Below are 12,301 nucleotides of genomic sequence, written 5' to 3' on the forward strand. Positions count from 1 at the left end.
CACATGCCCAGCTACTTGATCCGCGTGTTTCACCCGGGCGCCGGGGTGACGACCCAGTGCGTTGAGGCGCCTGACCGCCATTCGTTGGCGGCGGTGCTGGGCGTGGCGCCTCAATATGTGTTGGACGTGCAGGAGCGGGGGACGGTATCGGCATCATCGTCATCTGCAGCGTCATTGGCGGGCGAGCGCAGGACAGTGCTGGGTCGTGGCAAGGCCTTTCCGCTGCAGCTCTTCAGCCAGGAATTGGCGGTGCTGCTGGATGCGGGAATTGCCTTGCTGGAGGGCTTGAGCACCCTGCGCGAAAAAGAAGCCAATGCGTCGGTGCGCGAGGCTTTGAGTGGCGTGATCGAGCGGATTGAACAGGGCCAGCCGCTGTCGGCCGCCATGCGGGCGCAGCCGCAGGCCTTTGATGAATTGGTGTGTGCCATCGTGGCGGCCAATGAGCGCACCGGCCAGCTCAGTGCCGCCCTGGCCCAGCACGCCAAATACCTGGCCTGGGTGGAGGGCCTGCGCGCCCGCTTGATCGCCGCCTGCGTCTACCCGGTGATGCTGCTCAGCGTGGGCGGCGCGGTGATCATGTTTTTGCTGCTCTTTGTGCTGCCGCGTTTCGCCGGCATTTTGGACGGCTTGGGCGGCGATCTGCCCTGGGCGTCGCTCGTGTTGATTCGGTTTGGCACCACGGCGGGTGCGCACCCCGGTGTCGTGCTGGGCGGGATGGGTTTGATCTTGTTCGCGGGCGTTGCCATCTGGCGGCACCCGGCGGTGCGGGAGCGTGTGCAGGCCGCCTTGTGGACCCTGCCCGGCCTGGGGCCGCGCCTGCGGGTGCTGGCACTGGCCCGCCTCTACCGCAGCCTGGCCATGTTGCTGGCCTCCGGCGTGCCGGTGCTGGCCAGCTTGCGCATCGTGCACGACGTGGTGGCTGCCCCCTGGCGTCCGGCCGTGGCGGCGGCGGCAGCACAGGTTGAAAACGGTGAGCGTTTGTCAGAGGCGCTGGATGCCCAAGATCTCGCCACCCCGGTCGCGCGGCGCATGGTGCGCGTGGGCGAACGCAGCGGCGAGGTAGCAGCCATGCTGGAGCGGGCTGCGGCCTTTCACGACGAAGAGGCCGCACGTTTGACTGAACTGTTGACGCGTGCGATCAACCCCGCCCTCATGCTGATCATGGGCGTGTTGATCGGCGGCATCGTGGTGCTCATGTACTTGCCGATATTTCAGCTGGTGGAGCAGGTGCAATGAGCGATCTGCAACTCAGCGACAAGGTGTCTCTGCACGATTGGCTACCGGCCGAACAAGGCCCTTGGCATCTCGATTTTGAAGCGTGGCCGCAAGCCCAGGCCCAGCGCTGGCGTGCCGTACTGGCTGTGGGTGCGCAGGGGCGCCAGATGTTGCTGGGCGAGCGCGATGGCGATGCCATGCTGCTGCAAAGTGTGGAGGCGCGGCTGCAGCGCCCGGTGCGTTGGCTGCGCTGTGACAGCGCGGCCATCACCCACTGGCTGGGCGCGGGCGAGGCGGATTTTCGCGCGTTGTCTGACGTTGAAGAATCGGTGCTCGACGGCGATGTCAGTGCCCAAGGTGCGGCGCAAGAGTTGTCCGCCTTGATGATGTCCGAGCAGGCCAGCCCGGTGGTGCGCCTGCTCAACGCGATTCTCTACGACGCCTTGCAAGACGGCGCCAGTGATGTGCACATCGAATGCACCTTGCGCGGCGCCAGCGTGCGCTTTCGGGTGGACGGCGTGATGTCGATGGTGCGCACTGTTGAAGGTGCCTCGGTGGCCGAGCAACTGGTGTCGCGCCTCAAGGTGATGGCGGAGCTGGACATCGGCGAGCGCCGCCTGCCGCAGGACGGCCGCTTCAAGCTCAAGGTGCAGGGCCGGGAGGTGGACTTTCGCCTCTCCATCATGCCCAGCGTGTTTGGTGAAGACGCGGTGGTGCGGGTGCTTGACCGTGCGCGCATCGAGCAAGCCGGTGGCTCGCTCACGCTGGATGCCCTGGGTTTTCAGCCCGATGAACGCGCCGCCATACGCGCCCAGGCCCGCCAGCCGCACGGCATGCTGCTGGTGACCGGGCCCACGGGCAGCGGCAAGACCACCACGCTCTACGCAACGTTGGCGGAGATTCACACCGGCACCGACAAGATCATCACCATTGAAGACCCGGTTGAATACCAGCTCGCCGGCGTGGTGCAAATCCCGGTCAATGAGAAGAAAGGGCTGACCTTCTCGCGCGGGCTGCGCTCCATCCTGCGCCACGACCCCGACCGTGTGATGGTGGGTGAAATTCGTGACGCTGAAACCGCGCAGATCGCTGTGCAGGCCGCGCTGACCGGGCACTTGGTGTTCTCGACCGTGCACGCCAACAACGCCTTTGACGTGATTGGCCGCTTCATGCACATGGGCCTGGATCTCTACAACGTGGTGTCCGCGCTCAATGCGGTGCTGGCGCAGCGATTGGTGCGTCTCACCTGCAAGCACTGCGCGCGGCCCCATCAACCAGACGCCGCCGTGTTGGCGCGTTATGGGCTGCGCGAAGGCGAACATTCCTACCTGCTGGGCGAGGGTTGCGGCCATTGCCGGGGCACCGGTTACAGAGGCCGCCGTGCGGTCGCCGAGTTGCTACGGCTGGACGATGGCTTGCGCGATTTGATCGCCGCCCGCTCCCCCATGTCGCAAATCAAGGAGGCGGCCCGCGCACGCGGCATGAAACCCCTGCGGGAGATGACTTTGCAGTCAGTCTGCCGCGGCGAAACCACCTTCGAGGAGCTGGAACGTGTCACCCTCGATGAATAGAAGCACCAGCATTAGCACGAGCCCCGTCGCTCCCGAAGGCCGCCCGGCGCTGGCGCGATGGGCCCCGCTGCGGCGTTGGCACCGCCGCCTGTTGGCTCGGCTGCAACGCCACGCCCAACCCCTTTTTCTTACCGTCGATGGGCTGAATGGCCTGGACGGGCAGGTGCCCAGCCGCCCGCAGGACTGGGCGCATATTCAGCCCGGGCATCAAACTCAGCGCTTGGCCGGTCCAGCGGTGCAATTGCTCATCTCGGCACAGCTGCTGCATGAGTTGGTGTGTGAGCCCGGCCTGCCCTTGGCGGATGAAGCCAGCCTGCAGGCCTATGGCCGTCAGCAATTTGCCCACTATTTTGGTGCCGCCGCCAAGCATTGGCCCTTGGCCACCTGGCGGCTGGAGGCTTTGGGTGAGGGCGCCCTTGAACAGTGCGGCTTGAGCGCGCTGCAAGGGGTGGATTGGCCCGCCTTGCGTCAATATTTCGACACGCACGACATGCACCTGCGTGCGGCACAGCCGGCATGGGCGGCCGTGCTGCGGCATCTGTGGGGGGCCGAGCCTGAGTGGGCTCGTGCGCCGCATGCTGCGCTGGCCTGGGTTGAGGGTCATGTCTTGACATGGTTGCAGCTGCGCGAGGGCCGGCTGCTGGCGCTGCGTCAGTTGCGGTTGCGCAGCGCCACGCTCGCCGCTCTGCATGAAACGGTGGCAGAACTTTGCCAACGCGACGACACGCCGCAGTCTGTGCGGATTTTGGGTTATGGCTTGAATGCTGAAGACACGGCTGCGGCCTCTGACGTGCTGCATCCCCTGCCTCACAACTTACGCCTGCTGGCCGATCTGAGTGGCACGGCGCCCCTGCCGCAGTGGTTTGCGCCCTTGTCGCGGGTTGAAATGCAAGTGTTGCCTGCGCCAGATTTTCTCGGGCCGCGTCGGCATCACGCGGCGTTGGCCTGGGGCTTGGCGATCACCGCCAGCCTGGTGTTGGGCGTGTCCTCATGGGGGCTGTGGCAAAGCCATCAAGACCAAACTTTGGCGGCGGAACAGGTCCAGGCTTTGTCCGCTGAACTTGCGCATTTGCGTGCGGCTCAAGTGGGCCCATCGGCCCAGCCCTCTCGGCCAATATCTTCGCAATCGGCTGCCACTGCAGCGCAAACCTGGCGTGCGGCGATGGAAGTGCAGCAGCTGCTCCAACAACCCTGGGAGGCTTTGCTGAGCAATGTGGAGCAAGCCGGCTTGATGACCCCCCCTCCCGCCGCAATCAATTGGCTGGCCCTTGATTACACGGCGGCACGCGGCGATTTGCGGCTGGAAGGGCTGGCGCCCGACAAGTTGCTACCTCTGCAGATGACCGACCGGCTGAATGCTGCGCCAGGTTGGCATGCGGTGATGCTCAGTCGCTTTCAAACGGCCGAGCAAGGCTTGAGCGGCCAGCGCTTCGAGATCACCGCGAAAGTGCAGGCCCAGAGGCTGCAGCGCACAGGGTTTGCCGCCGACAGTAGTGGGGGCGCCAAGCCATGATGGGCTGGGCACAACATCGGCGTGTGGCCTCGTTCATTCGCCAAGTGCGCTCATTGGGTTGGGTGGGGGCCGTGGCGCTTGGCGGCCTGATCTTGGCGCTGGCGGTGGGCCTTATCGCGCAGCATTGGGACCGTCAGACGGCGCAGCTTCAGGCCGAGGCCGATACGTTTCGCATGCAAATCAGGCATCAACGTGCAGCGCGGTTGGCGCCTGCGCCGGCCAGTGCCGCACCCGCCACCGCGGCGCAATGGCGAGCCGCCTTGCCAGCGGCAGATCAGCGGCAACAGCGCCTGGCTGATTTGTTGGAAATCGGCCTGCGCCTGGGCTTGTTGAGCCAGCGCACGGAACATCGGCTGACGGTGGACACCGCAGCGGGCCTGGAGCGCCTGCGCGTCACCATGCCGGTTGCCGGTGGCTACGCGCAAGTGCGGCAATACATTGCGGCCGCCTTGCAGCACGACCCTGCGCTGAGCCTGGACGGGCTCAAATTGCGTCGCCCCACGCCCCTGGCGCCTGAAGTCGAGGCGGAGTTGCAGTGGTCTTTGCATGCCCGCTCAGACGGGAGCCCACCATGAGTCAAAAGACCGATCAATTTCGTCGTTATGGTCTGATCGCCGCGTTGTTGCTGACGCTGGGCGCCACCTGGTGGGCCGCCGGCAGCGATGATGAACCGGCGGTGGACAAGGTGCAAGCTAGCGCGGGAGCCCGGCGTGCTCAGGAAGCAAGGCCTGGCACGGCGCGGGCGCCGGCGCAGCGCACCCCTGCTGTGTCCCTGGCATTCACCGCCCCTGATACGCAAGAGGCAGGCGTGGGTCGCCCCCAGGGCGATGCGCCGCCCCAGGCGCCCTTCGACTGGACCCCCGTGCAGCGCGAGCCTTGGGCAGACGCCCGCGAGGCGCAGTTTGCTGCTTGGTCTCCGCCGCCGCCGCCCGCACCGCCGGTGGTCGCCAAAGGGCCGCCGCCCCCGCCGCCGCCGCCGGTGGCTCCGCCCTTTCCCTACCAGGTGATGGGCAGGTTGGTTGACGGTGTGGAGGCGCAGGTATTTTTGGTCAGCGCAAACCGCAGCATCGCCGTCAAGGTGGGGGATGTTGTGGACGCCCAGTGGCGCGTTGAAAACATCTCCGAACAGGGCGCACTCAAGCTCCTCTGGCTGCCCGGCCGGCTCACACAAACCATGGCCCTGCGTGCTTCTTCCCCATGAACAAGACCGAAATGCTTTCAAGCACGAATCGCCCGCGCTCTGGCTGGATGTTCACCCCGCTGTGCGTGGCTGTGATCGCCACCTTGGCCGGTTGCGCCAACCCGGCCATTCGCCAAGCGGAAGTGCTGAGCCACGACAACCAGATGCCGCAAGCCTACAGTTTGTTGACTGAGGCCTTGCGCCAGTCCCCCGACGACCATGCGCTGCGCGCCGCTCAACTGCGTACGCAGCAGCAACTGGTATCGCGCTTGTCAATGCAGGTGGAGGGTTATCGCGCCAGCGGCCGTTGGGACGAAATGCGTGAATCGCTGCAGCAGTTGCGCGACATTGATCCGCGCCAGCCCCGCCTGCCTTACTTCGACGCGGAGCTGGCACGCGGGCCGCGCCAAGATGCCCAATTGAGCGCCGCACGGGCGGCCTTGCGCGAGGGCAAGCTGGAGCGGGCCGAGGCCATCGCCCGTGAGATTCTGGCTGAATCGCCGGGGCAGAGCGGCGCACGCTTGTTGCTCAGCCAGGTGGCGCAGGCGCGCCCTCTGGAGTCAACGTCCCAGGAAATGGGGTCCGCGTTTCAGAAGCCCGTGACGCTGGAGTTTCGCGATGCGCCGCTGCGCCAGGTGTTCGAGGCGCTGGCACGCAGCAGCAACATCAATTTTGTTTTCGACAAAGACGTGCGCGGCGACACCAAGATCACCGTCTTCTTGCGCAATGTGTCGCTGGATGAAGCCATGCGCGTGGTCTTGAGCACGCAGGGCCTGGATCGCAAGCTGCTCAACGAGAGCTCGGTGCTGATCTTTCCCAACACCGCCAACAAGCAGCGCGAACACCAGGAGCTGATCACCCGCACCTTGTATTTGACGAACGCCGACGTCAAGCAGGTGCAGGCCATGCTGCGCACTATCGCCAAGGTGCGTGACATCCACATCGACGAACGCCTCAACCTGATGGTCGTGCGCGACACCCCGGAGGTGATGCGTCTGGTGGAAAAGCTGATTGCCTCCGTCGATCTGCCTGAGCCCGAAGTGATGCTGGAGCTGGAGGTGATGGAGCTGAGCACCGACCGGGCGGATGCCCTCGGGCTCAAGTTGCCGGACACGGTGCAATACGGCTTGACTGGCGTGACCGGGCAGGTGGATTTGGGGCAGCGCGGCAATTTCACCGCCTCGGTGGCCAACCCTGCCGTGGTGGCGACGCTGCGCGGGTCGACTGGCGATGTGAACATTTTGGCCAACCCGAAGATCCGCGTACGCAACCATGAAAAGGCCAAGGTGCACATCGGCGAAAAGCTGCCTGTTTTCACCACCACGGCGTCGGTCAATGTGGGCGTGGCGGCCTCGGTGTCTTACCTCGACGTGGGCTTGAAGCTGGACGTCGAGCCCACCATTCAGCTGGACAACGACGTCAGCATCAAGGTGGGCCTGGAGGTCAGCAACCTGATCAGCGAGGTGAGCGGTCCGTCGGGCTCGACGGCCTACCGCATCGGCACCCGCGTCACCTCCACAACCTTGCGCCTGAATGATGGTGAAACGCAGGTGCTGGCCGGTTTGATCAACGATGAAGACCGGCGCACCGCCACGGGTGTTCCTGGTTTATCCACGCTACCGGTGGTGGGGCGCCTGTTCGGCGTCACGCAGGACAACCGCACCAAGACGGAGATCGTGCTCTTGATCACGCCCCGCATCGTGCGCAATCTGGCCCTGCCTGACGCCAGCACCACCCGCTTGGCCGGCGGCACCGATGCTTCGCCGGGCGCCTTCAGCAGCTTGTTGCGAGCCAATGCCAAGGCTGGCGTCGGCCCAGTGGGGGGAGGCGGCGGGGCCGGCTGGATGGCGCCACGTGGGCCGGAGGCGGCACCCAGCCCGCCAACGCCGGGCGCAGCGGGTTCGCCCCCTGCGCTGCCCGCCGCCATGCAAGCCCCGGCCAGCGAAGCCGTTCTGCACATGGATATCACGCCGCAGATTGCTGCGGGCGGCACCGTGGCGGTCACCTTGCGCAACGACAGCGGCAGCACGGTGCATGCCACCGTCGAGTACGACGCGACCCGATTGGCTCCCACCCAGGCCGGCGAGCCTGCAGGGCGTGCGCCAGTCGAGCTGGCACCCCATGGCGAGCGCGTGGTGATTCTGCGGGCGCTGCCGGCGGCCAACGGTCAAGTGCTCAGTATCAACGTGAGCGGCGCGCAGGGCAGCGGGCCCAACGGTGAGAGCGTGCCGGTGCGATTGGACGGCAGCGGCTTGCTGACCGTCGAAGCGGCGCCGTGATCCGCGCCGTGGCGGCCATTTGGAGTGGTCAGGCGTGCTGAACTTCATGCGCATCAGAGGAGTGAGTCCGGGCCGGTTCAATCCGCGCCATGGCGGTTTCACCTTGATTGAAATGCTGGTGGTGCTGGCCATCATGGCCATGCTCGCTGGCACCGCGCGGCCCTTGCTGGAACTGTCGGTTCAACGCAGTCGCGAGCATGAGTTGCGGGGTGCCCTGCGGAGTTTGCGCGGCGCCCTTGACGCCTACAAAAAAGCCGCTGAAGCCGGCCAGATCCGCATGAGCCCGGAGGACAGCGGCTATCCACCCAATTTGCAGGTTTTGGTGACGGGCGTGACCGATGCGCGCACCGTGGCCGGGCGCAAGCTCTACTTTCTGCGCCGGTTGCCGCGAGACCCGTTTGCTGATGCCACCCTGCCCGCCGCTGAAACCTGGGCGCTGCGAGCTTCGGACAGCGCCCCGGACGATCCACGCCCGGGGCGCGATGTGTTCGACATCGCCTCGCGTTCAGACCGTCGCGCACTCGATGGCTCCCGCTACAAGGACTGGTGATGCGCACGCACACGCACACGCATTCGCAATTGCACCCTCACGCCGCACCGGCCTCGCGACACGGTACGCGGGTGCAAGCACGCGGCTTCACGCTGATCGAGTTGATCGTGGTGATGGCCATCGTCGCCCTGCTGGTGTCCATCGTGGCACCGCGTTATTTCAACAGCCTGCAGAAATCGCGGGAAACGTCGGTGCGCACCTCCTTGAATGTGATGCGTGACGCCATCGACCAATACGCCGCTGACAAAGGCCGTTATCCCGACTCCCTCGCCGCCTTGGCCACGGCGCGTTATATCCGCGAAGTGCCCGAAGACGCCTTGACCGCCAGCCGTGACACCTGGGTGACCCTGGCCCCGCCCGCCGATGCGCAGATCAGCGGCGAAGTCTATGACGTGCGCAGTGGCGCGGCGGGGCGCGGCAGCGACGGCCGCTTGTTCGCTGACTGGTGAGGCTTGCAATGCCGGCGTCAGCGCAGCAAAGAGGCTTCACCTATCTGGGGCTGCTTTTCTTCGTGGCTTTGCTGGCTGCCGGAATGGCCGCCCTGGGGCAGAGCTGGCAGCTGGCCGCGCAGCGTGAGCGTGAGCAGGAGCTGGTGTTTCGGGGTGAAGAAATTGCCCGGGCCATTGCCAGTTATGCGAAGGCGGGAAGCACGTCGGCCAGCCAGTACCCGGCCCGCTTCGAGGACCTGCTCGAAGATCGGCGTGGGCCCGTGCCACGCCACCACCTGCGCCGCCTTTATGCCGACCCGTTTACCGGTCAGGCGGACTGGGTCTTGGTCAAAGAGACCGGCGAGGTGCTCGCGTCAGCGTCTGTGTCCGGGTCTTCGCCTGAGCCGGGTATAGGCTTCAGCTTCAGCGCGGTGCACAGCCGATCCAACCGGGCTTTGCTGCGATCCCAGCCTGGGCATCCGACGACGTCCGGTCGTGCCAGCGATTGGGTGTTTGATGGCAAGGCTTTGTTGACACCGCCGGTTGCGGCTCATCCGTGAGGCTCTGACGCCATGGGATCATGGGGGCCTGCCGGCCATTGTCACGTGTTGGAGGCGAGTCGCCGGCTTGGCAAATGGGGTCTCTTTGACTGCCGTTACACTGAAAGGATGCGCCGCATGTTGCTCATCCTGATCGCTGTTTTGCTGCCACTCCAGCTGAGCTGGCGTGCGGCCGCGACCTATTGCCAGCATGAAGTACTCGCTTCGCAAGCGGTTGAGCACGTGGGTCACCATGCGCATGTCCATCAGGGTGACCCGGGCGATCAAAGCGATCAAGGCGACCCAAAAAAGCTGGCCGCTGCAAAGCTGGCCATCGACAACGACTGTGGCGTTTGCCACGGCGCCGGTACCGCGGCACCGGCTATGGTGTTGGTCGCGCCTGAGTTTTCTCCCGCAATGGAATCTGGTGTGGCGGTGGTGGCCACCGGCCATCCTTCAGCGTCTGCCGGCCCGCCCGAACGCCCTCAGTGGGCCCGTCTCGCCTAGCCGGCGAGACGTGTGACAAGTTCTCACTTTCCACTCTCGCCGAATCCTGGTTCAACCTTGAGATTCGATGAGAAAACTTCTATGGCCGCTTGGGCTGGCGGCGACGCTATTCAGCCCCTTTTTTTCGCACGCGCAGACGTCCAACGCGCCTCTCACACTGGCGGGCACCTTGGAGCGGGTTTTGGCCTACAGCCCCGGCATTTCTGCTGCCTTGCATGAGGTGGAAGCGACGCAGGGTGCGATCCAGCAAGCCGGGGCCTTGCGCAATCCGACATTCAGCACTGTGGTCGAGGACACGCGGCGTGATACCCGCACGACAACGGCTACGCTGGACTTTGTGCTGGAGCTGGGAGGGCAACGCGGGGCGCGTGTCAACGTGGCCACCCGCGCCAGCGAGATCGCTCAGGCGCAGCTGAGCCATGCCCGGGCGCAGGCGCGGGCCTCGGCCATTGCTGGCTACTTCACCATGCTGTTGGCGCAGGAGCGCAGCAAGCTGGCGGCCAACTCGGCCGAGCTGGCCGCGCGGGGCGCCGAGGCAGTGGCCCGCCGTGTGGCGGCTGGCAAGGTCTCTCCCGTGGACGCAATGCGGGCGCGTGTGGACGCCGCCAATGCCGGGCTCGAATGGGCGCAAGCTCAGGCCGAGTTGCAGGGCGCGCGGCAGGCGCTGGCGGCCTTGTGGGGAGAGTCCGCGCCAGTGGACTTTGCGGTTGAAGGAGATGTCACCGCCGTCCCGAGCCGGGACTCCGTGGCGGCGTTGGCGCTTGAGCTGGAGGACGCCCCGATGCTTCGTGCCGGGCGCCTGGAGGCCGAGCGCCGGCGCGCGCAGGTTGAGGTGGAGCGGGGCAAGGCCTTGCCAGACGTGACATTGAGCGTGGGCGCCAAGCGCGACAACGAGGCCGGGCGGACGCAGGCCGTGATTGGCTTGTCGATGCCTTTGCCGGTGTTCGATCGCAATCAAGGGGCTGTTTCTGAAGCGGGCAAGCGCGCCCAGCAGGCCGACGACGAGTTGGCGCTCTTGCGCACGCGCGCACTCACCGAGTTGCAGCAGGCCGCCAGCCAGTTGGCGCTGGCCCGATCGTCCCTGCAAGTCCTCATGGGCGCGGTATTGCCCGCTGCGCAAGAGGCGCTGGCTGCGGCGACGCAGGGCTTTGATGCTGGCAAGTTCGGGCTCATCGATGTGCTGGACGCACAGCGCTCGCTGCTGCAGGCGCGCACCCGTTACTTGAACACGCTCGCCACCGCATATCAGGCCGCAACGGCCATCGACCGCGTGCTCGGTCGTTAACTTCCATTCTTTCGCATCATGACCCTCAATACTTTTCAACGCACTGCGATTGCAGCGATCGTGCTTGTCGGCCTTGCCGGCGGTGCGGCGGTTCTTTTGACAGGACGCCAACCGACCAGCGTGACCAACAGCGAACGCCCGTCCTCGGACCCGGGCACCAACCCCACGCCGGCTGCGGCCGCCCCCCACGCCGCCAATGATGTGATCCCGATCACCGCTGAGCAAGCGCGGGCCGCCGGCATCACCGTCCAACCTGTGGGGCCAGGCCAGCTCAAAACTGCGGCTGAATTTTCTGGTGAGATCCGTTTCAACGAGGACCGAACCACCCATGTGGTGCCCAGGTTCAGCGGTGTGGCGGAGGCGGTGAACGCCGACCTCGGGCAAGTGGTGACGCGGGGCCAATTGCTGGCCGTCATCGCCAGCACGGCCTTGTCGGAGCAACGCAGCGAGTTGCTGACTGCACAGCGCCGCTGGGAAACGGCGCGTGTCACCTTCGAACGCGAGAAGACCTTGTGGGAGGGCAAGATATCCGCGCAGCAAGACTTTTTGCAGGCTCAGGCGGCCCTTCAGGAGGCCGACATTGCGGTGCGCAATGCGCAGCAAAAATTGGCGGCTGTTGGCGCTCCGGCGGCGTCCAGCGGTTTGAACCGGTTCGAGATTCGTGCGCCGTTCGAGGGCACGGTGGTCGAGAAGCACCTCAGCCTGGGTGAGGCGGTCAAGGAGGACGCCAGCATCTTCACGGTGTCCGACCTGCGCTCGGTTTGGGCTGAGTTTGCGGTGGCGCCGAAAGATCTTGCTGCCTTGCGGGTGGGGCAAAAAGTGGTGGTCTCATCCAGCGCTTTTGACAACCGGGCCGAAGGACGTGTTGCCTACGTGGGTGCGCTGTTGGGTGAGCAGACCCGCACCGCGCGTGCCCGGGTGACGTTGGTGAATCCGAGCGGCGCTTGGCGGCCGGGCCTTTTCGTGACGGTTGCCGTGCTGGGCGAGGGACAGCGCCTTGCCTTGACGGTGAGTGCAGCGGCGGTGCAGACCGTAGGCGACAAGCCGGTGGTGTTTCTGGCCGTGGCCGGCGGGTTCAAGCCCGTGCCAGTCAAACTTGGCCGCTCAGATGGCCAGACCGTTGAAGTGCTGGAGGGGCTGAAAGCCGGCGACCCGGTCGCTGTCACGCGCACGTTTGTACTCAAGTCAGAACTTGGAAAAGAGGCGGCCGAGCATGAACACTGAAGCACGCATC

The 12,301-nt window shown here is 65.6% G+C and carries 12 protein-coding genes; all 12 read left to right on the plus strand.

Annotated features, from left to right (window positions below; genetic code table 11):
• The first annotated feature begins 3 nt into the window (after positions 1–3).
• The 12 genes from PRZ01_RS10880 to PRZ01_RS10935 all read left to right on the plus strand — a co-directional run bounded on the left by PRZ01_RS10880 (position 4) and on the right by PRZ01_RS10935 (position 12,291).
• On the plus strand, positions 4–1,236 hold the full coding sequence (locus PRZ01_RS10880) for a type II secretion system F family protein (protein ID WP_273596805.1): 1,233 nt from the start codon (positions 4–6) through the stop codon (positions 1,234–1,236).
• A complete protein-coding gene (locus PRZ01_RS10885; RefSeq protein WP_273596806.1) occupies positions 1,233–2,786 on the plus strand; it encodes a GspE/PulE family protein in 1,554 nt (517 codons plus the stop codon). Before PRZ01_RS10880 ends, PRZ01_RS10885 begins: the two co-directional genes overlap by 4 nt.
• On the plus strand, positions 2,779–4,299 hold the full coding sequence (locus PRZ01_RS10890) for a hypothetical protein (RefSeq protein ID WP_273596807.1): 1,521 nt from the start codon (positions 2,779–2,781) through the stop codon (positions 4,297–4,299). Before PRZ01_RS10885 ends, PRZ01_RS10890 begins: the two co-directional genes overlap by 8 nt.
• Positions 4,296–4,874 carry a hypothetical protein gene (locus PRZ01_RS10895; protein WP_273596808.1) on the plus strand — a complete coding sequence of 193 codons (579 nt, stop codon included), beginning with the start codon at positions 4,296–4,298 and terminating at the stop codon, positions 4,872–4,874. Before PRZ01_RS10890 ends, PRZ01_RS10895 begins: the two co-directional genes overlap by 4 nt.
• Positions 4,871–5,500, plus strand: a complete 630-nt coding sequence (locus PRZ01_RS10900) for a hypothetical protein (RefSeq protein ID WP_273596809.1) — start codon at positions 4,871–4,873, stop codon at positions 5,498–5,500. Before PRZ01_RS10895 ends, PRZ01_RS10900 begins: the two co-directional genes overlap by 4 nt.
• Positions 5,497–7,758, plus strand: coding sequence for a secretin N-terminal domain-containing protein (locus tag PRZ01_RS10905; RefSeq protein WP_273596810.1), 2,262 nt, complete (start codon positions 5,497–5,499; stop codon positions 7,756–7,758). Before PRZ01_RS10900 ends, PRZ01_RS10905 begins: the two co-directional genes overlap by 4 nt.
• Before the next feature lie 46 nt (positions 7,759–7,804).
• Positions 7,805–8,308 carry a type II secretion system protein gene (locus PRZ01_RS10910; protein ID WP_273596811.1) on the plus strand — a complete coding sequence of 168 codons (504 nt, stop codon included), beginning with the start codon at positions 7,805–7,807 and terminating at the stop codon, positions 8,306–8,308.
• The gene (locus tag PRZ01_RS10915) at positions 8,308–8,757 is read left to right on the plus strand and encodes a type II secretion system protein (protein ID WP_273596812.1); all 450 of its coding nucleotides are present in this window, start codon (positions 8,308–8,310) and stop codon (positions 8,755–8,757) included. The genes PRZ01_RS10910 and PRZ01_RS10915 overlap by 1 nt, the downstream gene beginning before the upstream one ends.
• Before the next feature lie 8 nt (positions 8,758–8,765).
• Entirely contained in the window at positions 8,766–9,296 is a 531-nt protein-coding gene (locus PRZ01_RS10920; RefSeq protein WP_273596813.1) for a type II secretion system protein, read from the plus strand.
• 117 nt (positions 9,297–9,413) lie between these two features.
• Entirely contained in the window at positions 9,414–9,782 is a 369-nt protein-coding gene (gene czcI / locus PRZ01_RS10925) for a cation efflux protein, CzcI family (RefSeq protein WP_273596814.1), read from the plus strand.
• Between the two features lie 67 nt (positions 9,783–9,849).
• A complete protein-coding gene (locus tag PRZ01_RS10930) occupies positions 9,850–11,067 on the plus strand; it encodes a TolC family protein (RefSeq protein WP_273596815.1) in 1,218 nt (405 codons plus the stop codon).
• Positions 11,068–11,085: 18 nt separating this feature from the next.
• A complete protein-coding gene (locus tag PRZ01_RS10935) occupies positions 11,086–12,291 on the plus strand; it encodes an efflux RND transporter periplasmic adaptor subunit (RefSeq protein ID WP_273596816.1) in 1,206 nt (401 codons plus the stop codon).
• The last annotated feature ends 10 nt before the right edge of the window (positions 12,292–12,301 follow it).

The organism is Roseateles koreensis, assembly GCF_028595305.1.
GTDB classification, from domain to species: Bacteria; Pseudomonadota; Gammaproteobacteria; order Burkholderiales; family Burkholderiaceae_C; genus Paucibacter_A; species Paucibacter_A koreensis.

Coding starts and splice junctions, on each gene's coding strand:
- PRZ01_RS10880 (WP_273596805.1), top strand. CDS start 4: ATGCCCAGCTACTTGATCCGCGTGTTTCACCCGGGCGCCGGGGTGACG.
- PRZ01_RS10885 (WP_273596806.1), top strand. CDS start 1,233: ATGAGCGATCTGCAACTCAGCGACAAGGTGTCTCTGCACGATTGGCTA.
- PRZ01_RS10890 (WP_273596807.1), top strand. CDS start 2,779: ATGAATAGAAGCACCAGCATTAGCACGAGCCCCGTCGCTCCCGAAGGC.
- PRZ01_RS10895 (WP_273596808.1), top strand. CDS start 4,296: ATGATGGGCTGGGCACAACATCGGCGTGTGGCCTCGTTCATTCGCCAA.
- PRZ01_RS10900 (WP_273596809.1), top strand. CDS start 4,871: ATGAGTCAAAAGACCGATCAATTTCGTCGTTATGGTCTGATCGCCGCG.
- PRZ01_RS10905 (WP_273596810.1), top strand. CDS start 5,497: ATGAACAAGACCGAAATGCTTTCAAGCACGAATCGCCCGCGCTCTGGC.
- PRZ01_RS10910 (WP_273596811.1), top strand. CDS start 7,805: ATGCGCATCAGAGGAGTGAGTCCGGGCCGGTTCAATCCGCGCCATGGC.
- PRZ01_RS10915 (WP_273596812.1), top strand. CDS start 8,308: ATGCGCACGCACACGCACACGCATTCGCAATTGCACCCTCACGCCGCA.
- PRZ01_RS10920 (WP_273596813.1), top strand. CDS start 8,766: ATGCCGGCGTCAGCGCAGCAAAGAGGCTTCACCTATCTGGGGCTGCTT.
- czcI (WP_273596814.1), top strand. CDS start 9,414: ATGTTGCTCATCCTGATCGCTGTTTTGCTGCCACTCCAGCTGAGCTGG.
- PRZ01_RS10930 (WP_273596815.1), top strand. CDS start 9,850: ATGAGAAAACTTCTATGGCCGCTTGGGCTGGCGGCGACGCTATTCAGC.
- PRZ01_RS10935 (WP_273596816.1), top strand. CDS start 11,086: ATGACCCTCAATACTTTTCAACGCACTGCGATTGCAGCGATCGTGCTT.